The sequence below is a fragment of the Paenibacillus hamazuiensis genome, assembly GCF_023276405.1.
GTDB classification, from domain to species: Bacteria; Bacillota; Bacilli; order Paenibacillales; family NBRC-103111; genus Paenibacillus_AF; species Paenibacillus_AF hamazuiensis.
The window spans coordinates 2,929,307-2,955,284 of record NZ_JALRMO010000001.1 but is presented as its reverse complement, the minus strand read 5'-3'; the positions used below and the strand labels follow the sequence as shown (position 1 = coordinate 2,955,284).

Annotated in this window: 25 protein-coding genes; 20 read left to right on the top strand and 5 right to left on the bottom strand. The window is 52.0% G+C overall.

The features are described 5' to 3' along the window. Window positions 1-43 precede the first annotated feature (43 nt). On the bottom strand, window positions 44-556 hold the full coding sequence (locus tag MYS68_RS12955; RefSeq protein ID WP_248926241.1) for a hypothetical protein: 513 nt from the start codon (window positions 554-556) through the stop codon (window positions 44-46). Next, window positions 553-1,023, bottom strand: coding sequence for a hypothetical protein (locus tag MYS68_RS12950; protein WP_248926240.1), 471 nt, complete (start codon window positions 1,021-1,023; stop codon window positions 553-555). Before MYS68_RS12950 ends, MYS68_RS12955 begins: the two co-directional genes overlap by 4 nt. A gap of 72 nt (window positions 1,024-1,095) precedes the next feature. On the opposite strand from MYS68_RS12950, the gene MYS68_RS12945 reads away from it, so the two are divergent. After that, window positions 1,096-1,419 (top strand): VOC family protein, encoded by a 324-nt coding sequence (locus tag MYS68_RS12945; RefSeq protein ID WP_248926239.1) that lies wholly within the window; start codon window positions 1,096-1,098, stop codon window positions 1,417-1,419. Between the two features lie 71 nt (window positions 1,420-1,490). Here MYS68_RS12945 and MYS68_RS12940 read toward each other — a convergent pair whose 3' ends face one another. Then, complete coding sequence (locus MYS68_RS12940; RefSeq protein WP_248926238.1) at window positions 1,491-1,685, bottom strand: hypothetical protein; 195 nt, start codon at window positions 1,683-1,685, stop codon at window positions 1,491-1,493. Window positions 1,686-1,827: 142 nt separating this feature from the next. Here MYS68_RS12940 and MYS68_RS12935 point away from each other — a divergent pair, with 142 nt between their 5' ends. The 3 genes from MYS68_RS12935 (at window position 1,828) to MYS68_RS12925 (ending at window position 3,696) form a co-directional block, all read left to right on the top strand. Next, a complete protein-coding gene (locus MYS68_RS12935) occupies window positions 1,828-2,259 on the top strand; it encodes a hypothetical protein (protein WP_248926237.1) in 432 nt (143 codons plus the stop codon). Window positions 2,260-2,341: 82 nt separating this feature from the next. Further along, a complete protein-coding gene (locus MYS68_RS12930; RefSeq protein WP_338043571.1) occupies window positions 2,342-2,839 on the top strand; it encodes a hypothetical protein in 498 nt (165 codons plus the stop codon). Between the two features lie 17 nt (window positions 2,840-2,856). Continuing rightward, window positions 2,857-3,696, top strand: a complete 840-nt coding sequence (locus tag MYS68_RS12925) for a serine/threonine-protein kinase (RefSeq protein WP_248926235.1) — start codon at window positions 2,857-2,859, stop codon at window positions 3,694-3,696. 86 nt (window positions 3,697-3,782) lie between these two features. Here the strand turns inward: MYS68_RS12925 and MYS68_RS12920 are convergent, their stop codons facing one another. Further along, on the bottom strand, window positions 3,783-3,986 hold the full coding sequence (locus MYS68_RS12920) for a hypothetical protein (RefSeq protein WP_248926234.1): 204 nt from the start codon (window positions 3,984-3,986) through the stop codon (window positions 3,783-3,785). 227 nt (window positions 3,987-4,213) lie between these two features. Between MYS68_RS12920 and MYS68_RS12915 the strand changes: the two genes are divergently transcribed. The 13 genes from MYS68_RS12915 to MYS68_RS12855 all read left to right on the top strand — a co-directional run bounded on the left by MYS68_RS12915 (window position 4,214) and on the right by MYS68_RS12855 (window position 19,514). Next, the gene (locus MYS68_RS12915; protein ID WP_248926233.1) at window positions 4,214-6,481 is read left to right on the top strand and encodes a helix-turn-helix domain-containing protein; all 2,268 of its coding nucleotides are present in this window, start codon (window positions 4,214-4,216) and stop codon (window positions 6,479-6,481) included. A gap of 249 nt (window positions 6,482-6,730) precedes the next feature. Further along, entirely contained in the window at window positions 6,731-7,696 is a 966-nt protein-coding gene (locus MYS68_RS12910) for an ABC transporter permease (RefSeq protein ID WP_420852115.1), read from the top strand. Between the two features lie 17 nt (window positions 7,697-7,713). Beyond that, window positions 7,714-8,601, top strand: a complete 888-nt coding sequence (locus MYS68_RS12905) for a carbohydrate ABC transporter permease (protein ID WP_248926232.1) — start codon at window positions 7,714-7,716, stop codon at window positions 8,599-8,601. Window positions 8,602-8,852: 251 nt separating this feature from the next. Beyond that, window positions 8,853-10,481 carry a type 2 periplasmic-binding domain-containing protein gene (locus MYS68_RS12900; protein ID WP_248926231.1) on the top strand — a complete coding sequence of 543 codons (1,629 nt, stop codon included), beginning with the start codon at window positions 8,853-8,855 and terminating at the stop codon, window positions 10,479-10,481. Between the two features lie 70 nt (window positions 10,482-10,551). Further along, complete coding sequence (locus MYS68_RS12895; RefSeq protein WP_248926230.1) at window positions 10,552-12,225, top strand: glycoside hydrolase family 3 protein; 1,674 nt, start codon at window positions 10,552-10,554, stop codon at window positions 12,223-12,225. A gap of 18 nt (window positions 12,226-12,243) precedes the next feature. Beyond that, window positions 12,244-13,056, top strand: a complete 813-nt coding sequence (locus MYS68_RS12890; protein ID WP_248926229.1) for a sugar phosphate isomerase/epimerase family protein — start codon at window positions 12,244-12,246, stop codon at window positions 13,054-13,056. Between the two features lie 192 nt (window positions 13,057-13,248). Next, window positions 13,249-13,905 carry an SDR family NAD(P)-dependent oxidoreductase gene (locus MYS68_RS12885; RefSeq protein ID WP_248926228.1) on the top strand — a complete coding sequence of 219 codons (657 nt, stop codon included), beginning with the start codon at window positions 13,249-13,251 and terminating at the stop codon, window positions 13,903-13,905. 132 nt (window positions 13,906-14,037) lie between these two features. Further along, window positions 14,038-14,805 carry an adenosylcobinamide amidohydrolase gene (locus MYS68_RS12880; RefSeq protein WP_248930897.1) on the top strand — a complete coding sequence of 256 codons (768 nt, stop codon included), beginning with the start codon at window positions 14,038-14,040 and terminating at the stop codon, window positions 14,803-14,805. Window positions 14,806-14,904: 99 nt separating this feature from the next. Continuing rightward, a complete protein-coding gene (locus tag MYS68_RS12875; protein WP_248926227.1) occupies window positions 14,905-15,456 on the top strand; it encodes a GNAT family N-acetyltransferase in 552 nt (183 codons plus the stop codon). Window positions 15,457-15,461: 5 nt separating this feature from the next. After that, window positions 15,462-16,529, top strand: coding sequence for an Ldh family oxidoreductase (locus MYS68_RS12870; protein WP_248926226.1), 1,068 nt, complete (start codon window positions 15,462-15,464; stop codon window positions 16,527-16,529). Window positions 16,530-16,674: 145 nt separating this feature from the next. Further along, a complete protein-coding gene (locus MYS68_RS12865; RefSeq protein WP_248926225.1) occupies window positions 16,675-17,943 on the top strand; it encodes an alpha-L-fucosidase in 1,269 nt (422 codons plus the stop codon). A gap of 290 nt (window positions 17,944-18,233) precedes the next feature. Continuing rightward, window positions 18,234-18,992, top strand: a complete 759-nt coding sequence (locus MYS68_RS12860; RefSeq protein ID WP_248926224.1) for a DeoR/GlpR family DNA-binding transcription regulator — start codon at window positions 18,234-18,236, stop codon at window positions 18,990-18,992. A 117-nt stretch (window positions 18,993-19,109) separates the two neighbouring features. Further along, on the top strand, window positions 19,110-19,514 hold the full coding sequence (locus MYS68_RS12855; RefSeq protein ID WP_248926223.1) for a ribosomal maturation YjgA family protein: 405 nt from the start codon (window positions 19,110-19,112) through the stop codon (window positions 19,512-19,514). Window positions 19,515-20,369: 855 nt separating this feature from the next. On the opposite strand, the gene MYS68_RS12850 is transcribed toward MYS68_RS12855, so the two are convergent. Continuing rightward, the gene (locus tag MYS68_RS12850; RefSeq protein ID WP_248925012.1) at window positions 20,370-21,296 is read right to left on the bottom strand and encodes an IS110 family RNA-guided transposase; all 927 of its coding nucleotides are present in this window, start codon (window positions 21,294-21,296) and stop codon (window positions 20,370-20,372) included. Between the two features lie 405 nt (window positions 21,297-21,701). On the opposite strand from MYS68_RS12850, the gene MYS68_RS12845 reads away from it, so the two are divergent. The 3 genes from MYS68_RS12845 (at window position 21,702) to MYS68_RS12835 (ending at window position 25,962) form a co-directional block, all read left to right on the top strand. Then, window positions 21,702-23,678: an ABC transporter substrate-binding protein gene (locus MYS68_RS12845; protein ID WP_248926222.1), complete on the top strand. Its 1,977-nt coding sequence runs from the start codon at window positions 21,702-21,704 to the stop codon at window positions 23,676-23,678. 119 nt (window positions 23,679-23,797) lie between these two features. After that, window positions 23,798-24,796, top strand: coding sequence for an ABC transporter permease (locus MYS68_RS12840; RefSeq protein WP_248926221.1), 999 nt, complete (start codon window positions 23,798-23,800; stop codon window positions 24,794-24,796). After that, entirely contained in the window at window positions 24,793-25,962 is a 1,170-nt protein-coding gene (locus tag MYS68_RS12835; protein WP_248926220.1) for an ABC transporter permease, read from the top strand. Before MYS68_RS12840 ends, MYS68_RS12835 begins: the two co-directional genes overlap by 4 nt. The last annotated feature ends 16 nt before the right edge of the window (window positions 25,963-25,978 follow it).

Genomic DNA, 25,978 nt, shown 5'->3' with positions numbered 1-25,978 from the left:
AAGCGGGCTTTTTTTCGTAACAGGCTTTGCTTTGAAAGCTGATTCACCGGTTCGGCCGCTTTGTTTTACGGTATTGTGCTACAAGCAATCTGTAAAAAAGCAGCAAAATACATTGCATATACAAGTAGACGATGTACGAATAACCAAGATGCCAGCCTTTATAATGATACACTCCCATTTGAACGCCGATCCATTCAATTCCGATGCCGAGCAGCGAGTATAACAGCATATAAAATATCACGGAAATGCCGCGTATACGCCACCGCTCATACAAATAAATAAATACGAATCCGAAAGGGGCGTATACGAAATGAAGGAAAACATCCGTTACTTCCAATTGCGGACTGTCGTTCAGATCGTATAGGTTAAAAGGCTGAAATCCGACGATAACATCCATAACTTTGGCAAACGTCAAACCGACAAAGAGCAGAAGGATGCCAATTGAAGGCGGGAATTTTTTGCGGAGCGGAAATACCATAACGAACCCGACGATCAACCCCCCGATAATAAACCATTCGTTGGCGTCAAAACGTTTAGGCAGCGGCAATGCGTTCATGGAAGAAAGACCTCCTTGCGCAATATGCTGCGAAACCAACTCATAGCCGCGATGCAGATCAGCAACATAACAAGCCAACCTAAAAAGACCCACAGGATCACAGGCTCAGCAAAATTCACTAGGCTGAAAGCCTTCATCAATGAATGAATCAAGGTGAAAATAGCCGAACAAACGAGGATAAAAACCATTTTGGCCAAAAAAGAACGGAGTGTCATATAAATTTGGAGCAGCAATAACAAGAGAACCGGGTTTAGGATAAACCTGATCAAAATAAACGAGATTTCTCTGTCCAATCCCTCGGAGACCGTAATCAGCTTCAAATTGGTAAATATGCTAAACAGGTACGTATGGAGATAATTCAAAGTGAAGCTGTTGAAGAAAAGCTCAAACAAATGCATGTTTTTCGGTACGGTGACCAGGATCGCAAGAATAAGAATCGCAACAATCATGCTGATCGGCAATATCACGAAGGATTTCATTCCTTTTGTCAAAATGGTTCGCTAGCCTCAGTATAGGATATTTTCGGAAGTAATATCCCTGTGTCGGAATTCATGGCGGCGGCATCCGGGGAGTTTCGCCGCTTAGGGCTGCCCGTAAGAACGAGCAAACCGGGTCTGACGATGTTCGACTTCGAGGGCAGCTATTTGATGATCGAACATAACGGAGTCGCATCGGCAACGGCGAAATCAAGGGCGCAAAATCCGACGGTTATCCGCTTGAACGTTTACGATTTTGAAGAATCGGTTCGGGAGATGACCGAACGCGGCGTGGAAGTAAGCGTGCGCCGGTTCGACTGGGGGGGGACCATCGGCGCCATCACCGATCCCGAAGGAAACCGGATTGAGATCAAACAAGCAAGCTGAATCCCGTTCATGAAAATAACGGCTCCCTTGGGAGGAGCCGTTTTCATCTGCTGGCATGCACACTTCCGTATTTAACTTTGCCTGCCGCTGTCGCCGTACAACAAACCGACCGCCGTTGGCGCATCGATCGCGGCATCATTATCATCCTCATAAAACGCTTCGTCATCTTGATGCAGCACCGGAGTGTTGGCGATCTCGGCCGCTTCCCCTTCGGACAGCTCTCTGTCGAATTTCTCTTCCAGCCTTTGAATCTCTTCCTTTTCCAAATTCGAATCCTCCTTACTGGCGGGTAATATGGATATTTTTTACCCTGCAGCCGGGATTTATGCTTTTTTTAATTTTAAATCAAACCAACTATTCCATTTGATGGTATTATGATAGAGGAAATCAAGAGCGGAGGGAATCGGGATGTACCTCTATAGAGGCCTGACGTTGAGTATTTCGAACCATTTCGAGCATTTGCAAAATCCGGCCCCATTCAGAAACGATAAGGAAATCGACTATGTTCCCTTGCTGGACATATTGCGTTTTATTGGAGCTTCCTTTGAATGGGATCCGGTTGATCGGGTTGCTCGGATTTCACTGGAAGAGGGGTTTAACCATACGTCGTCTGTATCGGAGAATACCGTTTCTAGCCCATATCCGTTAAGCAATGAAATTGAAGAAATTCGGATGGAAATCTTCCGCGACTCTTACAAAATGATGCTTTTTCATCCTCTATACACATGGAAAGGCTCGCTTTTCATCGCACTGAGCGATTTGCCAAAAATGATACCGCTCAGGCACAGCTACAACCATTGGGACGATTATATCGTGCTCGATTTTTCTAGCACTTCTTAACACATGAGAAACGAAAGGACATGCCATGGGAGACTGTCTATTATACCATTATTACGAGGCCCAAAGAGGCCCATTCGATAATTTGTCCCGCTTAAGCCTCGCCGAAGCGCAGCGTGTGCTTGACGAACTCAAGAGGAACGGTCATGTATTTGCCTCCAAACGTTCGGCCGATTATATGGCCGTTCGCCGGGAACTTGAGGCGAAAGCACGCGAGCTTTTTATACGCAAAGGCGGCAGGCCCGTGAACGATTATCCGCATTACATGACCGTCGAAGCGTGTAGCTGGATCAAATCTTGGTATGAGAACGGGCGTGAGCTCGCGCTTGACATAGACGAATTTGACGAAAGCTCGATCAGCTTTACATATGGGGATTTATTCCCGACGATGCGGTTCAAGGACGGCAAATCTTACAGGGGAAACGTGTATACGAAGCCGGAAATATTCAGACTGATTCAAACGTTCGGTTTGTCCCAGGCATGGAATGCGGACGGAAGCAAGGGCCCGGAAAGGTACATCGAAGTGCAAATATGGGACGATGCAGTGGTTGGCAAATACATAGGGCAAAGGGATCTGCATTAGTTTGAGGAGGAGCCCAAATGAAAGAACTTCCGATTGAAATCGCGTTGGATGACGTTATATTCCCGCTGAAGAAACAGCACGACTTTACCTGGCTGCAAAGCTTAGGACGGGTGTTCCGCGTATTCGACCGGCAGGACTCGGGCAACATCAGCTTCGGTGTTCAAGCCGATGGAGTAAAGCGGTTCGTCAAATATGCCGGCGCTGAAACCGTCCGTTCCAATTACGATCCGCAAGCCGCTGTCGCGAATTTACGGCAAGCGATGCCGTTGTACGAGAAGCTGCGGCATCGCCGCTTGGTGCGGTTGCTCGATTATTTCGAAGCAGGTGAGCAAGGCTATGCCGCAGTCTTCGAATGGTTCGAGGGGGAAAATCTCGGCCGGAATCAGCCGGGCTCTCCTTTTATCCTCTTTAGACAATTGCCTGTAAAGGAGCGGCTTGCCGCGCTGGACTGCATATTTGAGTTCCACGCTCATGTGGAAGCGTGCGGTTTCGTCGCCGTTGATTTTTACGACGGCAGCATCCTGTATGATTTCGCAACGAAATCGACAAAGATCTGCGACATCGATTTGTACCGGCAGCCTTTCGTCAATACGGTAGGGAGACTTTGGGGCTCATCGCGGTTTATGGCGCCAGAGGAATTCGAAATGGGGGCAGTCATTGACAGAAGGACAAATGTGTATAACATGGGAGCGGCGGCCTTTGAGTTTGTTGGCGGGGGACGCGACCGTTCGCTCGACATATGGGAGGCGGCGGATGAGCTTTATCACGTTGCTGTGCGTGCGGTAGAACCGGACAGGGAGAAGAGATACCCGTCCGTGGCGGAGTTTTTTTCAGCCTGGCGGCAGGCGCAAAGTTAAACGGCTCGTTGGATCATGCATGGCCGCGCAGGGTTATTTGTTAGGAATGTAAGCCGATTCGGTCCGATACCGGGTGATGACCGTTCCTATTTCTGCGTTTCCTGCGGCCGTGTACGGCCGCCGTTAATATACCCTCTGGCGATTCGCGATGCCCGTATTGTGGAAACGATAATGATCGTTTCCTCGCGCGACATCGTCTTGCCCTCGTAAGAAAAATCCGATAAATCGGCGATTTGTTCATCCGTGTATTTGTCGAATAAATCGATTAACGTCTCGATGTTCTGATCCATGTAAGGTTTCTCCTTATGCGGTTGAATACGACTATTATGGCAGAGGCCGCTTAACCCTGTCAATTTGACGAAACCATCCGGGAGGCGGAAAAATTACCACTTACCCATACAAGGCTTAGAGCTTCTGAAAGTGTAACCAAGTACATTCCATGGAAGCAATCTGCGTATACAAGGCAGGAACGTTTTGTTAAAATGAGGGTAATACCCACCTTAAAAAAGGGAGACTCATGCGAAGAGGCACCTTTCAACTGACACCGGTTTTTTACAAATATTTGCTCTCGTATGTCGCAGTTTTGCTCATTCCGCTCGGGCTGCTCGGCTACAACGGCTCGCTGCAGCTGAGCGAAATCGTCAATCATTACGTCGAATGGACGAACAAAGAAATGCTGAGCCAGCTCGCGGACAGCGTCGATACGAAGATCATCGAAATGAACCGGATTTCGGCGCGCATTTCCGCCAACCCGGAGTTAACTCCGTACGCCGTGACGAAGGACGCTTTCAGCACTTACCAAGCCAAGCAGCTGCTGGACTACAAGGTGTCGAACGATTTTATCCAGGAGCTGCTTTACTACATCAGAGGACAACATACGCTGGTTTCCTCGGTCAGCACGTACCGCGTCCCCAATTTTATCAACGATATTTACCGTTTCCACAACTGGCCGGAAGCGGAGTTTCTGGACGATCTGAACTCCATTCGCAAGCCGACGCTGCGAACCGCGGAAGACGTCACATTCGTATCGTCCTCCAAGGAAAAATATATCAGCTACCTGCTGCCCATCCCGATGGGCAGCGTCAATCCGTACGGAACGGTCATTTTTCTGATCAAGGAAAGCTCCATTCTGAGTTATCTGAAGCCGGACGCGTTCCCCAGGTCGGGCAATATGATCATTTATGACGAGAAAAATCGCGTCGTTACTTCCTACAAAGGCGACAGTCATATCAAGGAAGATGCGATGCAAAGCTTTGCAAATCCGGAAGGCGAACCGTTTTCCGTGCAAAAAATCGACGGAGTCGATTATTTCGTCTCCCGCCTGAAATCGGACCTAACCGGGTGGACGTACGTCAGCGCTTTGCCGGTCGGCGAAATTATGAAACCGTTTAACGCCGTCGTGGCCAAATGGATGCGAACGCTGCTTGTCATCCTGCTGATCGGCAGCGCAGCGATCTATACGGCGCTGAGGTACAATTACAATCCGATCAAAAAGCTGGCCCAGCTCGCCGAAACGCACTTGGGCAAGCCGTTGTCCAGAACGAATGAGCTGGAGGCGGTGCACACTCTCATCGACAGGATGATGTTGTCCAACCGGGAGCTCGGGCAAAAATGGGAAAAACACCGGTCGGCGCTTTATGAGCACCTTCTGTTCAGCTTGCTGAAGGGCGAGATCGAAACGAGGGAGCAGCTCAGCGAACGCAGCGCGGAAGCGGGTGTTCCGCTATCGTTCGACTATGCGGCTCAGGGCGTATTTGTCGTGGAGGGCTCCGAGCATAGTGGTGCCGTCAAACGGCAGCTCGCCGAAACGATCGCCTGCCGCTCCGGTCCCGGCATTGCCGTGTACAGCAAGGAGAGCCTGGAGAACGATCGGATGATCTTTCTTGTTTCCACCGACTTTTCCGAGCAGCAGCTCGGCAGGTGGATGGATGACTGGCACGGCGCGATCTACCGCGACTTCGGCATCCGGCTGAGCTGCGGCGTGGGCCTGCTGCGGCAGGAGCTGAATCAGCTTGGACGCTCCTTCATCGAGGCGTCGACTGCGGCCGACTACAAGTTCATTCGCGGAAGCGGACAAATTATTTATTTTCGCGAGGTCGCCTCAGACCACGCTTCGACGCTGTACGACTCGAGCCATAACATGGAGCATTTAAGTTATTTGCTGCGCGAAGGAAAAACCGGACAAATCGCCGATACGCTGACGCATTTCGCGCAAAGGATCAAAACCGGCGGCACGACGCTGTTCGTAGCGCGCTGTCTGTGCTTCGACATCATTCACACCGTGATGAAAACGGCGGACGAGATGAAGCACGAGTTTCCGGAAATTACAGGGAAATTCCCCGACGTGCTGACGCTGATGAAGTTTCATACCGCCCAAGATCTGATTGAGCTGATTTCGAAAGCTTGTATCGACGTTTGCCAGGCGATTCAGGAGCGCAAAGGCGATCCGGGGGTACGGATGATCGAGCAGATGATCGATTATTTGCGCGAACGCTGCCACCAGTACGATTTTTCCGTTCAGACGATGGCGCACGATTTTTCGCTGTCCGCGTCGTATTTGAGTCGTTTTTTCAAGGAACATACGGGACAGACGATTACCGATTACATGAACACGCTTCGCATCAATCAAGCGAAACGGCTGCTCGTGGAAAGCGACGATTCGATCAAAGATATCGTCCAGCGCATTGGGTATTTTGATACGTCGAGTTTCATCCGCAAGTTTAAGGCAGAAGTCGGCGTAACGCCGGGCGAGTACCGAAAAATGTCGCGGGAAGCAAGCAAATAACAAGAGTCGCCGCAAAACCGGTTCATGCAGCCGGTTTTTTTTCTTTGAAAGGCCGTGTCAAATTTCGCATATGTCCGGTTCATTTTTCGCCTATATTCCGGTGGACGGCGCTTTTCCGCCGCTTTTTCATCATCGTCGCACATGCAAGTCATATGCCGCATATGCGAATCGAAAGCGCTTATATACACTGCCCGGGCCTGCCCGCTACTATGGAATTGTGACCAACACATAAACAAGGGGGGTGAAGCGTTGACAGCAAGAACCGCTGCGAACACGGCGCCGCTGAAGCGGCAAAAAACGGCATGGCGGAAACGTTCGGCGATGGTGCGGATATGGCAAAACTATGAGCTGTACCTGTTTTTGATTCCGACTTTGGCGTATTTCATCCTATTCCATTATGTTCCGATGTACGGCGTGCAAATTGCGTTTAAAAACTTTATCGCGGTGAAAGGCATTTCCGGCAGCCCATGGGTAGGATTCGATCACTTTGAGCGGTTTTTCGCATCGTATCAGTTTATGACGGTGCTTCGCAACACGCTCGGCATCAGCTTGTACGAGCTGCTCGTGGCGTTCCCGGCTCCGATTGCTCTGGCGCTGCTGCTTAACCAGGTGACGAGCGAGCGTTTTAAAAAATTCGTGCAAACCGTCACCTACGCTCCGCATTTTATTTCCGTCGTCGTTGTCGTCGGCATGCTGTACCTGTTTTTGTCGCCGAAGCACGGACTTGTCAATATCGCGCTGCAGGGGCTCGGCATGGAACCGATTTATTTCATGGCCAAGGCGGAATGGTTCAAGACGATTTTCGTGTTCTCGGGCATATGGCAAAACCTCGGGTGGGCGACGATCATTTATTTGGCTGCATTGTCCGGAGTGAATCCCGATCTGCACGAAGCGGCCGTCGTGGATGGAGCCACGAAGGTTCAGCGCATTCGCCATATCGACCTGCCCAGCATCATGCCGACGATTATGATTTTGCTTATCCTGAATGTCGGCCATATGATGAGCGTCGGCTTCGAGAAGGTGTACCTGATGCAAAACCAGCTGAACGTCGACTCGTCGGAGGTCATTCAGACCTACGTGTACAAGTCCGGCTTGCTGAATGCGCAGTTCAGCTACTCGGCGGCTATCGGACTGTTCAACTCCGTGGTCAACTTTATTTTGCTCATTACGGTCAACCAATTGGCCAAAAAAATGAAGCAAGCCAGCTTATGGTAACAGGAGGGAGCCACACCATGGTCATAAGCCGCTCGCGCTCGGACCGAATTTTTGACGGCTTTACGTACGCCGCTCTTTCCGTTTTGCTGCTCATCGTATTGTATCCGCTTTATTTCGTCGTCATCTCGTCGATCAGCAATCCGGATATGGTGAATCTCGGCAAGGTGACGTTTTATCCGCAGGAGCCGACTTTGGAAGGGTACCGGAGAATATTCGGAGATTCGAGCATATGGATGGGCTACCGCAATTCGCTGATGTATACCGTGCTCGGGACAACGTTGAACGTCGTCCTGACGTTAACCGCCGGATACGCGCTGTCGAGGCCGGATCTGAGCGGACGCAATCTGTTTATGCTGGTCATCGTGTTTACAATGTTTTTCAGCGGCGGGCTTATTCCGACGTATTTGCTCATCAAAAGCATGGGGATGGTCAACACGGTTTGGGCGATGATTCTCCCGAATGCGGTTTCCGCCTATAATATCATCATTACGAGAACGTTTTTTCAAGGCAACATCCCGGCTGAGCTGCTGGAGGCGGCCAAAATGGACGGATGCTCGAATACCCGATTTTTCCTGCAAATCGTACTGCCGGTATCGCTGCCGATCGTGGCGGTCATGATTTTGTTCAGTGCGGTGGGGCATTGGAATTCCTATTTCCAGGCGCTGATTTATTTGAAGGATGACAACCTGCAGCCGCTGCAAATCATTCTTCGCAAAATTCTCATCAGCAACGAAGCGTCGGAGCAAATGATGGACGGGCTTGTCAATCAGGCGGAGCTGGTCAAAATGGCGGAAACGATGAAATACGGCGTCATTATCGTATCGAGCTTGCCGGTGCTGATTTTATATCCGTTTTTGCAAAAATATTTCATTAAGGGCGTCATGATCGGGTCGCTCAAGGGGTAGGAGTCTGCGGGGTTACACGAAGTGATGAATTATTATTCATACGTAGTGTTCATTCCAGTTAAGGGATGGCTTCGAAGCTCAAACATGTTTTGATTGCCTTGATTTTATTCGAATGTACAAGGTAACAAGGCAATCAAAAAACTCGCCCTGAAGCCATTCCCTTACCTTCCATTCACACATAGAATAATAATTCATCAAAATCAGTAACCCTGCAGACTGTATGAAAAATAGTAGTAGAAAGGGGTTCAAAGATGAAACGGAAATTATGGCTTCAAGGCGGTTTGACGACCGCGCTGGCTATGGCCGTCGGCCTGACCGGCTGCGGAGGAGGCAGCGGCGCGGACGGCGGAACTGCCGGAAAGACGGACGGAAAGACACCGCAGGGGCAGGCCCCCGCCAATATGAACGCAACCGGCCTGCCGATCGTCAAGGACAAGGTCAAGCTGAAAATCGCGGCGGTGTACGGCATTGCCGGACAAAAGCCGTTCGGCGACCTGCCTTTCTTCAAGGACGTGGAAGAGAAAACGAACGTGCAGATCGAATGGAACATGAACGACAAGAACAACTGGAAAGAGAAGAAAAACCTGCTGTTCGCGAGCGGCGATTACCCGGACGCCGTATACGGCCACTATGTTCTGGAAACGGACGAAGTCGCCAAATACGGCACGCAGGGCATTTTCATCCCGCTGGAAGGGCTGATCGAGAAATATGCGCCGAATTTCAGCAAAATTTTGAAGGAAAATCCGCAGTACAAAAAAGAGCTGACATCGCCGGACGGGCATATCTACTCCTTGCCGACGATCGACGCGACGTATCCGGTGACGAAAGACGCGCTGTTCATCAACAAAAAGTGGCTGGATAAGCTGGGTCTTCCGATTCCGGCGACGCCGGACGAGTTTTACAAGACGCTGAAGGCGTTCAAGGACAACGACATGAACGGCAACGGCAAGAAAGACGAAGTTCCGTTCTCCTTCCGCGTCCACGCGATAACCGGCATTTATTCGATGTACGGTTCGTTCGGCCTGCTCGACAGGCAGGATCACATCCTTATGGACGGCGATCAGGTCATTTACTCGGCGATTCGTCCTGAATTTAAAGAAGCGACCAAATATTTCAACAAGCTGTTCGCGGAAGGTCTTGTAGATGTGGAATCGCTGACTCACGATGAGAAGGTGTACGGCTCGAAGCTGAGAAGCAAGGACCGCAACGTCGGCGCTTATGTCGCATGGCTGCCCAACACCTATATGGAGGACGACCAAGCGGCCGATTACGTTCCGGTTCCGCCGTTAAAAGGACCGAACGGGGTTCAGCTGTGGAACAGCTACCCGGCGGGAATTTTGAGCAAGGGGGCCTTTGTGATCACCTCCGCGAACAAAAACCCGGAAATTACGATGAGATGGATCGATTACATGTACGATCCGATGGTCAGCATCCAGGCCGTTAATGGCATGATCGGCGCGGTGCAGAAGCAAAATCCGGACGGCACGCTCGAAGTAAACGATCCGCCAAGCGGCATGAACGCCAACGAATTCAGGCATTCGAACGCGCCGGCTTCGTCGTCCGTTTTCGCCAAAACGAAGGATACGCCTGCGTCCAAAACAAAAGGGATCACCAAAGGGGAAATGGATAAAGTGTATGCGCCGTTCCTCGACAAAAACGTTTTCCCGAACCTTTATTTCACGACGGAGGAAGACGATGTGCGCACGCGTTACCTGACCGATATTTCCGCTTATGTTTCGAAGATGCAGGCCAAATGGCTTATGCAGGGCGGCATCGATGCCGAGTGGGACGACTATGTGAAGAAGCTGAAGGAAATGAACCTGGACAAGGTGGTTAAAGTGTACCAGGACGCTTACAACCGGTATAAAGCTATGAAATAAGATGGTGTAAAGGCTGCCGTTGACCGGCAGTCTTATCTTTCAATCCGATAATCGAAGGGGCAGCAAGAATATGAAAACGGCGGAACAATGGTTTCAAAGCATGACGCTCGAGCAAAAAATCGGCCAGATGATCTGCGTTCGCGCTTTTCCGTTCGAAGGGAAGGTGCGCGAAGCGCTTTCTTCCGGCAAGATCGGCGCAGTCGGCTCCGTGCTGATTCTTCCGGGTTATGAAGATTTGAGCGGGCTGCTGGAGACGGTGAACGAATACTTAAGGCGTTCCCCGGTGCCTTTGCTGTTTTTTTCCGACGCGGAGCGCGGGGCGTACCACAACCTGAAAGTGGGCACTTCGTTTCCGTCGATGATGGCGCTCGGGGCGACGTTTTCGAGCGAACTGGCGTACCGGATGGGATACGTCATCGGCAAGGAGTGCCGGGCGGCCGGGTTCGGCATGATCTGCAATCCGGTGCTTGACGTCAACTCCAACCCGGATAATCCGATCATCAGCACACGGGCGATGAGCGACCGGACCGATCTGATCATCGAACTGGGCGCAGCGTACGTGCAGGGGATGCAGGAGGCGGGGGTGATCCCGAACGGAAAGCATTTTCCCGGCCACGGCGATACGAAAACCGACTCCCACGTGGCGATGCCGATTGTGGAGCACAGCCGCGAATATTTGATGGAAGTGGAGCTGAAACCGTTTCGTGAGCTGATCCGGCGGGGGATGGCAGGCATTATGACAGCGCACATTCTCTACCCCGCGCTTGCGGGAGCAGGCGAGGAGAAGCTTCCGGCGACGCTGGCGCGATCGGTGATGACCGGGCTGCTGCGCGAGGAGTTCGGGTTTGAGGGGCTGATCGTTTCGGACAGCTTGACGATGAAATCGATTAAAGAGCAGTTCGGCATCGAACGGGCGGCCGTCATGGCTATCCGGGCGGGAAACGATATCATCCTGCAAGATTATCAATCCGATCCCGAGCTGACGTTCCGCGCGCTGCTGGACGCCGTCCGTTCAGGCGAGCTTGGCCTGGAGCAGGTGGACGCGTCGGTTCGGCGCATTTTGCAGACGAAGGAAAAGTTCGGTTTGCTGGAAAATACGCCGGTTTCGCGGATGGAGGCGGAGAAAACGCTGGGGGCGCCCGAGCATATCGAGCTGTCGAAGGAAATTGCCGCGCGTTCGATTACAGTTTTGGAAAAGGAGCGGCTCCCGCTGAGGCAAAACGCAAACGCCGGCACTAAAACGCTCGCGATCGCCACTCGAAGCGCGGATGAAGGGAAGGAAGCCGAGGATATGGGGACGCGCATTACCGGGAAGGCGGCCTACCTGCGGCAAAGCTGCTTAAGGTATGAACCTGGGACGGACGTGCTGGTCATCGATGAAAATCCGACGGAGCAGGATATGCAAAACGTGCTGGATGCGCTTAACTCCGCCGCATACGAGCATGTCATGTATGCAGCGTTCGTGCGGGTGATCAGCTACAAGGAGGGAAGCGGCACGATTCCCGGCGGACAGTTCGAGCTGATCCGCAGGATCAAGCGGCTTCGGCCGGATCTGATCATGCTCGTGTTCGGCAGCCCGTACATTTTGCGGCATATGGAGCGATTCCGCACCTGCATTTGCGCCTACAGCGACTGCGATTACTCGATCGACGCCGCGCTCGACGTCGTTTACGGCGCCCGCCAGGCTCAGGGCAGGCTGCCGGTCAGCGTTAATGAAACGTATGGATTCGGCTGCGGATTGTGAGGAGGAGATTCGACGAATATGAGCCTCATGAGCACAAAACTGTACGACCCGCGCACATGGCAGGTCGGCACGTCAATGAGCGTATTGCAGCCGCTTGATCTGCAGCGTCTTCGGAGTGCAGGACTCTCCTGCGTTGAGCTGACTTGGCAGGCCAAGCAGGCGAACCTTCCGCATCATCCCGAGACGAGGGCGCATGCCGACCGGACGGTTCGGGCTATCCGGCAGGCTGGAATCGATATCGCTTCAGTGCATATTCCTTACGGGCATGCTTGGGACATTTCGACGCCGGACGAAGAGGAGCGGAAAAACATCCTTATCCGGATTGCGGACATCCTTGGTATGGCCCGGGAATGGGGAGTCGGCCGGGCGATACTCCATCCGAGCTACGAGCCCATTGCGCAAAACCAGCGGCAGCGCCGGATCGAGCACGCGAAGGAATCGCTGTTTCGCCTGGCAGCGGTCGCTTTGGCTAGCGGCGTGGAGCTTGCCGTAGAATGCCTGCCGCGTACGTGTCTCGGCAACTGCGGGCGGGAAATCGAAGAGCTGGTCGGCGTTCATCCGAACCTCGGAGTATGCTGCGACGTCAACCATCTGTTCGTGGAAGCGCCGGAAGCGTTTATCCGCAGACTCGGATCGCGGATCGTGACAACCCATATTTCCGATAATGATGGGGTGGACGAAAAACATTGGATGCCCGGCGACGGCATCTTGAACTGGAAGGCGATTATCGGGGCACTTGCGGAGGTCGGTTACACAGGGCCGTTTATGTATGAGGTCAGGAAACCGGACCCGGAAGCGATTTTCGGCAATTGGCAGCGATTAAATTCCTGAACATAAGCCGGTTGGCGCTTGGCTGCGCGGCCGGCTTTTTTCCATTGACCGAAAAGCGGGATATCGCCAGTAGACAATTGCGCACGTCTGAGAAAAAGTGATTGACAGATACTCAATATTTCGATATTTTTATAATCATGGAAATATTGAAGTTATATATATCCAAATTAATAATGAAAAGGTGTGTTTAGAATGAGTCATAAACCTTTGTTGGTTATCGTCGGTTCCGGACCGGGGGTAAGCGCCGGTATTGCCAAAAAATTCGGGAGCAATGGTTTCCGGGTGGTTCTCATCTCAAGAACCGAAGCAACACTGGAGCGCAGCTTGGAGGATCTTCGACAGGTCCATATCGAATCGTACGGAGTTACTGCAGATGCATCGGATCCGGATTCTTTAAAAGCGGCCTTTAATCAAATAAAAAACGAATATGGAGCTACAGATGTTCTGGTATATAATGTGGCGCATATCGTGCCAGGCGATCCTCTTTCGTTGTCCGAACAGCAGCTTATCGAAGATTTTAAGGCGAACACCGTCGGTGCGTTGACCAGTGCCCAACAAGTAATTCCGGATATGGTCGAACGCAGACAGGGAACGCTTTTTTTCACAGGGGGAGCTATAGCGCTGACGCCGAATCCGCTTTATGCGTCTTTATCCATCGGCAAGGCCGCGGTTCGCTCTCTTGCGCTTTCCATGGCAGAGACACTGGCTCCTTACGGAATTTATGTAGGCCAGGTTCTTATCGCCGATCAAGTCGTTAAGGGGACCTATTACGATCCGGACCGGATAGCCGACGTGTATTGGGAATTATTTAACAAAAAGGATCAGGGGGAATATTTGTTTAAAGAATGATTGTTGCTGCAAAAGTCAGTTCCCGCAAGCACAAGCTGTTGCTTGAATGGGAATTGATTTTTTTTTTTATTTTCATATGAAAGGGGGAAATGATGTATGCTTAAGGCTAAGAGGTGAACAGCTGTGTTATTTATGGATGAACAGGACCATAACCGCAATGCTGCCGGACAAAGAGAGCTCGTTGATGTGCAAATGTGCGGGGTACAAGCGTGGTGCATTGCGGGATCTCATGAAGATGGAAAGGATATTTTCCCTTATCTGCTGATAGAAACGGATAAACCGGTACGAACCTTGAATTCTTCGCCTTGGGGCGGAGGTTTCGGCCTGCATAGATGTCTGGTGAATCGGCAAGTGGACTTGAAGTATGACAGTGAGGACCCGAATCTCGAAATGCTGAATTTCCTGAAAAGACAACAGCTTAACCCGCAAGCGACAACCTGTTTGATGACGGCGGCTCGCGTCGCCGATGCTGCGGCAGAGACAGCCAAGCATGGAGATGCCCGGGTGGCGGCGATTGTGACGGCCGGATTCGGCAATAAAGCGCGAGCGGGGTTCGTACTGCCGAATCGGCGGCTGTATCCCGGCACGATCAATACGATCGTTCTGGTGCAAGGAAGCATGACGGATGCGGCTATGGTGAACGCCGTGATCACGGCGACCGAGGCGAAGGCTGCCGCGCTGCAAGCGCTGGACGAGCGTGTCGCCCCTGCCGGTGTGCAAGGCGATGAAACGCTTTATGCAACGGGGACGACGACCGATGCAGTGCTCATTGCGTCCATCGGGGATGGCCCCCATCACCGCTATGCAGGAACGGCCACGGAGGTCGGCTACCTGATCGGGAAAACAGTATTCGACTCGACCGTAGCGGCGGGGCGAAAGTATCGATCCTATGCACCGTAAACATATTTTTGGTAAGAGCCGGCTAAAGGGAAAGGGTCTTGGCTGACCATGGTATTCTATGATTTCGCCAATTAACGCTAAAACATCGGAGGTGTAAACATGATTTATTTTGAAACATCCAGATTGCGATTGCGGGACTGGGAAGAAACAGATTTGGAGCCATTTCGTCGACTAAATGCAGATGAACGGGTTATGAAGTATTTTCCTAAAACTTTGTCGACCGAAGAAACAAACGCATTTTATAAATCGATTATTTCCGAATTTGAGGAATGCGGTTTCGGGTTATATGCCGTCGAAGTAAAGGAAAATAAAGAGTTTATTGGCTTTATCGGATTTCGCAGGGCAACATTCGAGGCTGATTTTACACCATGTATCGAAATAGGATGGCGGCTGAAAAAAGAAGCTTGGGGAAAAGGGTATGCAACGGAAGGGGCGGCAGCCTGTCTACAGTATGGATTTAACGAATTGGGTTTTCACGAAGTTTTTAGTTTCACAGCCGATATTAATGAGCCTTCAAAAAAAGTAATGATTAAAATCGGCATGAATTTTATTAAAATGTTCGGTCACCCGCGAGTTGAGAAAGATAGTCCTTTAAATAAACATGTTCTTTTTCATATACAGCAAAATTCAGCAAACGGATTAAGGAGCTGAGAGCAATGAACGAAACAACTAAAAAAGCGGACCCCCGCAAGCTGGAACGGCTAGTCTCGATCGCTTTGCAAAAGGCGGGAGTACCGCAAGGCGACGCCGAATTGACGGCGGTCATCCTCGTCGACGCCGATCTGCGAGGGATTGATTCCCACGGCGTGATCAATCTTTACAACTATTACATCAAAGGCATTCAAAGTGGCCGGATTAATCCGAATCCGGATATCCAGATCTCCTGCGGCAGTCCGACGACCGCTTCCGTGGACGGAGATAACGGTCTCGGCTTCGTCATCGGCCATAAGGCGATGAGCGAAACGATCCGCATGGCCAAGGATTACGGAACGGGATGGGCTGCCGTATACAACAGCAATCATTTCGGTGCGGGAGCTTACTATGTGCAAATGGCGGCGAAGGAAAACATGATCGGCCTGCTTTTTTCGACCGGAGGCACGACCGTTACCGGCCCCGGAGGCACGTCCCGCCTGGTCGGCAACAATGTGATGGCTTTTGCCGCGCCGGGAGGGAAGCACGGTCCGTTTGTCCTCGATATGGCGCCGACGATGGCGATCGCGAACAAGCTGCATATGCTGCAGTGGGAAGGGAAAAGCATGCCGGAAGGTTGGGCCGTGGACGGCAAAGGCCGGCCGATTACCGATCCGAACGTTTATTTTGCCGAGAAGGGGGCGATTCTTCCGCTCGGCAGCACGCCGTCGCACGGCGTTCATAAAGGGTTCGGCCTACTGCTCGTCTCCGATATTTTAACCGGCCTGCTGACGGGGGACGGGGGCAGCATGTTCCGCCGTAAGGGAGAGGAGAGCCACGCTTTTTGCGCCTTGCGCATAGACGCTTTCCCTTCCGGGGGCGGGTTTGCGGACTTGATGGACGAAATGATCGGAAAGATCCATGAGGCGCCTACCGCAGAGGGGGCGGACCGCATGAGGTACCCAGGGGAGAAGGAGAACGAAATTTACCGCGAGCGAAGCGCAAACGGGATTCCGCTGAAGCAAAATGTCATAAGCGGCCTCGAGACGATGTGTACGGAACTCGGACTTTCCCTCGGCGATATTTGGCGCTAGCCGGCGTACCCGTGCACATTGGAATCGATTCGGATCCTTACTTTTGTGCAAATAACCAGTAGGTTTAGCCATTCGCCGCAAGCAGCGCCGCGTCTATAATGAGCATGCAAGCCTATACGGCGAACCGCTGACTGGAGGGTATGGCATGATCCCACGTTTTAAAGATGCGAGAGACGTATTTTTCGAGAGGCGCTTCGGCATGTTCGTGCATTGGGGGCTTTACGCCATACCGGCTTGGCATGAGCAAATTTTGTGGCGGGGCAAGGTGAAGCGCAAGGAATATGAGCAGTTGATCCGCGAGTTCAATCCGACCCGTTTCGATCCGGACGCATGGCTGGATCTCGCCGAAGCCGCCGGCATGCAGTACATCTGCTTTACGACGAAACATCACGACGGCTTCTGCATGTGGAATACGAAGCATACGGAATACAATGTGATGAACACGCCGTACGGCAAAGATATTTTGGGTATGCTGGCCGAGGCGTGCCATCGCCGTAATTTTCCGCTCAGCTTGTATTATTCGTGCCCGGACTGGCATCATCCGAATTATCCGAACCAGGGCAGGCACCATGAAATGTTCGGCCCGCGCCCCGGCGACGACCCGGATATCGAGAAGTACTACGATTTCGTCAAAAAGCAGATCGAAGAGCTGTGCACGAACTACGGGAACATATATCAGCTGTTCTGGGACGTCAATGTAGCGGAATATTACGAACCGTCCATCAACGAGTGGATTCGCTCGATGCAGCCCGGCATTTTGATCAACGACCGGGGTCCGGGTAAAGGCGATTACAACACGCCGGAGAGGCATGTGCCGGAGGGCGGCGTTTTCAGCAAGCCGACGGAGGCGTGCCAGTCGCTCGGCCGGGAAAGCTGGGGATATCGGGATAACGAGGATTATTACACGAACAAATTTATTATGCAGAGCATCGACAAAATATTGGCGATGGGCGGCAACTACTTGCTGAACGTCGGCCCGAAAGCCGACGGAACGATAACGTCCGAGAACGTGGAGGCGCTGCAAAGCATCGGGTCATGGTATAACCGGGTCAAGGAAGCGTTCGAAGGAACGGTTCCGGCCACCGACATGATTCATCAGGATGTGATGACGACGGCGGGCTCGAATCAGGTCATCCAGCGGGACCAGGTACTCATCACGCGAAAAGCCAATACGCTGTACGTCCACCTGTACCGCGACCCGCAGACGCAGTCGATTTTGCTGAAGCCGCTGGACGTGCTGCCGAAGCGGGCCGTGCTGCTGAATAATGGGCGGGAGCTGGAAGCGCAGGTCGATCTGATGCCGGTGTATTGGAAGGAGCGGCCATACCTGCGGATCCTCGGTTTGCCGGCGAATGAAATGAGCGGTGAGGTCATGGTCGTCAAACTCGAATTTGATGAGTCCGTCTGCGAATAGAGTTTTGTTGTTTACCGGGTGAAGGAGCTTCTGGCGGAGCTCCTTTTTTCCGTTTCCGGCGAAACTAACATATTCAAAAATAAACGGTCATATATATTGCAGTAAAAAACAAACCGCAAATCTGTCATTTTATCCGAATAGGCAGTATATATGGCCAAGGCATCGCAGGAAGACGGGTGCGGCAATGTGAAAGCGCTGTCAATTCGGCGGGATCCCGGAAGCAGATCTTGTGTGTTTTGAAATTTGATTTTACCCATGGATAAAATGAACCGTTTAGGGAGGATATATTCATGCTGGTTGCAGAGCGGCGCCGCGAAATTATGAATGTTCTCGATCATGGGGGGAGCGTAAGAGTGGTCGAACTCGCCCGATTATTTCAGGTAACGGAAGAGACGATTCGACGCGACCTGGAGAAGCTGGAAGCGGAAGGAAAGCTCGTGCGAAGCCACGGCGGGGCGATCAGCATCAAGAACGCAGAGCGGGAGACCCCTTTTTCGGAGAGGGAAATCAGCCATATGCAGGAAAAAATGGCCATTGCCAAAGAAGCGGTGAGGGCCGTCGAGGAGGGGGACACGATTCTTCTCGATGCCAGCACGACGGCATGGCAAATGGCGAGGCTGCTTCCGGACATGCGTCTTACGGTGCTGACCAACGCGATCAAAGTAGCCGTGGAGCTCGCCGACCGGACGCGCATCAGGGTCATTTCGACCGGCGGCACGCTGTCGCCTGCATCGCTTTCCTATATCGGCCCGTCGGCGGAAAGAATGCTTAAGGAATACCATGTGAACAAGCTGTTTTTTTCCTGCAAAGGTATCGATCTCGAACGCGGGTTAAGCGATTCCAGCGAATCGAATGCGATGATCAAACGCCGGATGATGTGTATCGCGGACCGCACCTATCTGCTTGCCGATCACAGCAAATTCGGGATCAAGGCGCTTGCCATGCTGGCCCCCCTCAAAGAAGTGGACGAGATCATTGCCGACCGCAAACTTGATCCTTCCATGCTCCAGCGGCTAACCGGCTTGAATTTGCCGGTGAAGCTGGTGTAAGCCGATGCTGCGTAAAAGGTGAGGCTTTGTCCAGAAAACGGTTTGCCACAAATGCTTTTTTGGTGTTATGTTAAATAATGCGTATATTTAATAAAAGACTTCAGATGGGAAAAAAAGATGAAAGCAAGAGCGAAATACATTCTAGCGGTAATCGTAACCATCGTGCTGGGGCTCGGTTCCAGGACGAATACCTCTTTACTGCCCGATTTTGTGGCGAAACATTTCGGCGACGCTCTTTGGGCGGCCATGATCTATTTCGGCATCCGAGTATGGCTCATCCGGACACCTCTTCCGATAGCCTTCGCCCTATGTCTCGGGTTCTGTTATGTTATCGAATTGAGCCAGCTGTACCAAGCGGACTGGATCGTCCACATTCGGAACACGCTGATCGGCGGGTTAATACTCGGCAAAGGGTTCCTTTATGCGGATTTGATTCGATACACCGTTGGCGCTGCGGCCGCCTTTGCACTGGATTATACGCTGATAGCGACAAAAAGGCCTAAAGAGCCACTTCATATTTAAACGCAGTCCCTTGGTATCCAAGGGCTTTTTTTGTGTTGGAATACAGGTTAAGCACGTAGATTTTTTGCGGATTAAGCATCGGTAAAGCACGTAGTTTTTTATTTTGAAAGTATGGGCTGAGATCGTAGTGAAGCGAGTCTGCCACGATTTTGCGCAAGCAAACAGTGGCAGACACCCGCGAGCACGAGGCACACACCCACTCCTATAGCATCGCGCCAAAAGTGAAGCGTGTCCGGCATAGGATTTTTTACCCGAAGGTAAAAAATCCATACCGGACAAACGCGACCTAGCAGCGAGCATTCCCGAACTACGGGCGGGTCCAGGGCGCCCGAGCGCCTTGAGGGCTTTGCGGAGCAAAGCCGGCTTCGGAAGCCTGGGGTCCCCCCAGTGGGGGGATTTAGGGGGGAGACCAGCGGATTTGATGGGAAAATAACGTTTAGCTCGAGGTCACTTCGAAGAGAAAATGGATTGAAATGAGGTCAAAAGCCGAAAAAAGGCAATAGGATGCCCGGTCCCCATAATGAATATTTTTTAAAAGAGCCTAACTGGTTGAGGGAAGTTCGTCTACTTTTTGTATCGAGTAACCTAATTTTTGTAGCCTACGAATCATTAGCTCTTCCTTGGAAATGCTTCGTCGTTTCTCTAAATAGTCCGCACCAAGTTCTTTGTACGGTTCGTTCTTCAATAGGATGTGGTACGCAATGACTAGAATCTTATGGGCGATCGCAATGACAGCCTTGTTTTTCCCGCGCCGACTTGTAATGGACCAGAACTTTGCACCTAAGTAGGATTTCGTGTTGCTGGCGGCCCAGGCTGCTTCTGTGAGAGCAGACTTAAGAATTTTATCGCCTTTGGTTATGGTAGTACTTTTTTTTTACCGGCACTCTCATTATTGCCCGGACTAAGCCCTGCCCAAGAAGATAGGTGCATCTCCGTGGGAAATACAGACATATCCGTTCCCAGTTCAGCCAAGATGATCTTGGCGGTATGCTCGCCAACACCAGGAATACTATCCAATAGCTCTAATTGCCGCTGATACGGTGCGAAGTATACTTCCATGTCGGCCTCTAACTCAGCGATGGATTGTTCGAGAAATTCGAGATGTTTGAGCGATCTAGCGATCATGGAACGATGGTGTTTGGTGACGCGACCATTGAGAGCAGAAACGAGTTGCGGAATCTTGGAGCGCAGAGAGGCTTTGGCAAGATCGGCGATTTGCGCGGGTTCAATAACTTCGCCATTCACAAGAGCTTGAAGCATGAGACGGCCGGAAACGCCAAAAACATCGCTCATAAAGGTGGAGAGCTTAATGTTAGCCATCTCGAGAACCTTCAAGATGCGGTTTCTTTCGGCGGTAGCGTGCCCAACGAGTTTTTTGCGGTATCTCGTCAAATCTCGCAATTCGCGGATTTCCACAGGAGGCACAAAGCTGCCGCGGATTAAATCGCACCGATGAAGTTCTGCGATCCATTGGGCATCTTTCATATCGGTTTTACGGCCTTTGATGGCTTTAATATGGGCAGCGTTGGCCAGAGTGATGGTGCAAGAAGCTTCAAGTACATTGTAAACAGGTTGCCAGAAGATGCCGGTGCTTTCCATGGCGATCTCTGTGCATCCTTCTTCAGTGAGCCAGTCGGCTAGTTCGAGCAGGCCGGAGAGTACCGTAGAAAACTCCCGAATCACTTTCGTCGGCTTTTGATGAAGAGGGCCTTTTAACAAGCAAACAACAACGTTGGCCTGATGAACATCGAGGCCGGCGCAGCAAGTACGAATCGCATCCAAATAGATCATCCTTTCTACACAGGCTACCAACACCCTCCCAGACCGAAATTTGATGGGTGTGCTCGTGGCGACAAAGATTTGTTCTCAGGGTGTGGTAAGTCAGTTTAGGGGGCGAGGTCGTACACTCAAAATCCCGGCGACTTACCTGCACTGTGTAGTAAAAAGAATTCACGGTTTAAACAGAGTTTAAACCGTGAACCGCTCGAACATTTTCATATCTTATTGTGACGCTCTGTCATCTTGTTTAGGGGGAGACCTTGCTTCCGTTTTTGTGGGAGCCTCCTTAATATTTTTGGGAATACGTCAGATTAAGTAATTTTTTCTTCCTCGCCATCGTAAGCTAAAACTAGAATAATAAAGCGCTTTCATACAATCGCACTCACGCGAAAAAACAGGAGGGATTACATGAAAAGGTCGTTTTTGTCGATGGTGGCGTCAAGTTTCCTGCTGTCCATGACCTTGAGCGGTTGTTTCGGCGGAGCGGCAAACGAACCGCCCAAAGAAACGCCAAAACAAACCACACAAACGGACAAAAAAGAAACCCCCGCTCCGGCGAATACCGGTCAGGCCGGAGGGGGCGCCGGAGCAAACGCCGGAGGAGTGCCGACGACGTTCAAGCAGGCGCCGATGTTCGAAGGCAAAAATTTGCCGCCGGTAAAAGACCGCTTGCCGGCTGACGTCAAAGTAGCCAACGAGATGCCGCCCGATATGCTGAAATACGAGATCGGAACGTACGGCGGCACGCTGCGCACGGTCACTTCCGTCGTCGGCTGGGATGCGGACGTATTCGTCATGACCAACGAACCGCTGCTCAACACGCCGGGTATTCTCGGGAAAGAAATTACCGGCAACGTGCTGAAGGATTACAAAGTAAATCCGGAGCAAACCCAGTTCGATTTTTACATGAGAAAAGGGCTGAAATGGTCGGACGGCAAACCGGTGACAACGGAGGATGTGAAATTTTCCATCGAGGATGTGCTGTTCAACGAGGAGCTTACCCCCGTATTCCCGGCATGGCTGAAAGCAGGCGGAAAAGCGGACGGCACGCCGATGAAATTCAAGGTGATCGACGAGTACACATTCCAAATTTCGTTCGACAAGCCGTATGGCGGTTTTCCGATTCGCCTCGCGATCGAAAGCTGGCGGGGTTATAACGATTACATTTTGAAGCCGGCGCATTTCTTAAAGCAGTTCCATAAGAAATATGCCGATCCGAAACAGCTTGAAGCCGCTCTCAAGGAAGGCAAATATGCCGAAGGCGAGTGGGTGAAGCTGTTCAACGACAAAGACATTACGAGCCGGGAGCTGACGAGGCCGCAGGCGATCGGATTCCCGACGCTGTACCCGTGGGTCATGACGAAAAGCACCGACACGGTCACGGAATATGAGAGAAATCCGTATTATTTCAAAGTCGACTCCCAGGGCAACCAACTGCCCTACATCGACAAAATCCAGAGCACGCTCGTGCAAAATATCGAGAGCGTGACGATGAAGACGATCGCCGGCGAGGTCGATTTCTCCCGCGAATCGGCCGCCCTGATCAAAATGCCGCTCTACAAGGAAAACGAGAAGAAAGGCGGATACCGGACGCTGCTTGCCGACATGCACGTCACGCCGACCGACATCTTCATCAATCAGACGTACAACGACCCGAACTGGCGCAAAGTCGTGCAGGACGTCAGGTTCCGAAAGGCGCTTAATCTGGCGCTGGACCGCAAGGAAATCATCGACACGATTTATTACGGCTTTGCCGAGCCGGGAAAAATCGTCGATTCCACCTTTAATCTGGATCAGGCGAATAAGCTGCTTGACGAAATGGGCATGAAAAAGGGGCCCGACGGCTTCCGTCAAGGGCCGGACGGCAAAAAATTCACCATTCCGATCGAAGTAGGGGCGCAAGCGCCGGATATCGTGCCATTGACTCAACTGGTCGTGGAGTTTTGGAAAAAACTCGGTCTTGACGTCACGATGAAAACGATCGACCAGACGCTTTGGGGTTCGAGACGCGATGCCAACGAGCTGCAGGCGACGATGATCTGGACGCATACCCCGCTTTGGTACATGGCGGACTGGGGGCAAAACTATTGGGGGAGATTGTGGAAGCTGTGGCTGGATACCGGAGGAAAACAAGGCGAAGAGCCGCCGGCGGACGTCAAGAAATTTTACGATTTGATCGACAAGGTCGCCACGAGCCCGCCTCAGGACGCGATCAAAGCAATTGACGAAGTAAAAAGCGAAATGAACAAAAACGTCTGGTATTTCGTGCACATCGATAACGTCAAACAACCGCTTGTCGTAAACGCGAAGCTGGGCAATATTCCGGAGAAAGGTTTTGCCATCGCAGGCAATTTCAGCGGCGAGCAGTTTTTCTTCAAAAAATAAGCCGGACCGTACAGATATCACGGTGAACGGCCGGCAAGATCTCAGGCATCGGAAGCGCGAAGCGAGCCGCTGCCTGGGATTTTTTTGCCAAGCGCAAACGGAGAAAAGGAGATGGGCTCATGTTGCATTTCATCGGACATCGGCTGCTTCAGTTGATCCCGCTTTTAATCGCCATCAGCATCATCGTCTTTGTCATCATTCAACTGCCGCCGGGGGATTTTTTAACGACGTACATCCAGCAGCTGGAATTGTCCGGAACGAAGGTCGATGCGGGCACGATCATCAGCCTGAAGCAGCAGTACGGCCTCGATCAGCCGGCGTATATGCAATATTTCATCTGGATGAAAAACATCCTTTTGCACGGCGATCTCGGCCGGTCTTTCCAATGGAATATGCCCGTTTCCGAGGTCATCGGGGAGCGGCTTGGGCTGACGATGCTGATTTCCACGCTGACGCTGGTGTTCGTATGGGTGGTGGCGATTCCGATCGGCATTTACTCCGCCACCCACCAATATTCGTTCCTCGATTACGTGTTCACGTTTATCGGTTTCATCGGGCTTGCGGTGCCCGGATTTCTGATCGCGCTCATTCTCGTTTATGCGGTATTCGTCAATACCGGCGTTTCCATCACAGGGTTGTTTTCACCGGAGTACGTGAATGCGCCGTGGAGCTGGGATAAGGTCGTCAACATGCTGCAGCGCATTTGGCTGCCCATCGTCGTCATCGGCATGTCGGGGACGGCGGGGCTGATCCGCGTGACGCGGGGCATGCTGCTTGACGAGCTGCAAAAGCAATACGTGATTACGGCTCGCGCGAAAGGCGTGGAGGAGCGGAGGTTGCTGTTCAAATATCCGGTGCGCATGGCGATCAATCCGCTGATCAGCACGATCGGCTGGACCCTTCCGGGCATCATCTCCGGCGAAGCGATCGTCTCCATCGTGCTCAACATGCCGACGACGGGGCCGATTTTGCTGAAGGCGCTTATGTTTCAGGATATGTATTTGGCCGGCAGCTTTCTTCTCATCTTAAGCGTGCTGACCGTGGTCGGGACGCTGCTTTCCGACATCCTGCTGGCCGTCGTCGATCCGCGTATCCGGTTTGGAGGGGTGCAGGAATGAACGCGATCGTAAAAAAAGTCATCGGCGGTTTCCGCAGCAAAACGGGAGCGGGCAAACGCGAAAGAAATACCGCCGGGCAGGATATGTACGAAGTTGCTTCGCAGTGGCAGCTCATGTGGTGGAAGTTTAAGAAACACCGGATGGCGATGGTCGCGGGCATCGTGCTGATTGCGTTTTACCTGATGGCGGTGTTTTGCGAATTTTTAAGCCCGACGCTTCCGCTTGAACGGTTTACCGAATACAAAAACGCACCTCCTTCGAAAATTCGCTTTGTCGACCAAGAAAACGGCTTCAGCTTGCGTCCCTTCGTTTACGACATCAAGATGCAGGTTGACAAAGAGACGTTTCGCAGAACGTTCCAGGAGGATACGTCGAAAAAGTTCCCGATTTATTTCTTCGTACGCGGGGACACGTACAAATTTTGGGGACTGTTCGAAACGAACGTGCATTTGTTCGGCCTGCAGGACCCGAAGGGGCCGCTTTTCCTGATGGGAACCGACGATCTCGGCCGCGATTTGTTCACGCGAATTTTGTACGGATCGCGCATATCGCTTTCGTTCGGCTTGATCGGCATCTTTTTTACGCTCATTCTGGGTTTGCTGCTTGGCGGACTTTCCGGTTATTTGGGCGGAATCACCGACACGATCATTCAGCGTCTGATCGACCTGCTCATCTCCAAGCCGACGATTCCGCTCTGGATGGCCTTGGCCGCAGCCTTGCCCAAGGACTGGACGCCGCTGCAAATTTACTTCGGCATGGTCCTGATCATGTCGATCATCGGCTGGACGGGACTCGCCCGCGTCGTTCGCGGCAAAATGCTGTCGCTGCGTGAAGAGGATTTTACGATGGCGGCGCGGCTTGCCGGGGCCAGCGACATGCGGATCATCACAAAGCATCTGCTGCCGTCATTTGCCAGCTATATCATCGTCAATGTCACGCTGTCGATTCCGGCGACCATACTCGGGGAAACGTCGCTCAGCTTTCTCGGCCTCGGGCTACAGCCTCCCGTCGTCAGCTGGGGCGTGCTGCTGCAGTCGGCGCAAAATCTGGAGACGCTTGCGCACCATCCTTGGCTGCTTTGGCCGGCCGCATTCATCGTGGTGACGGTGCTGATGTTCAACTTTCTCGGGGACGGCCTGCGGGATGCCGCGGACCCGTACAAGTAAAGGAGGACTGCCCGCT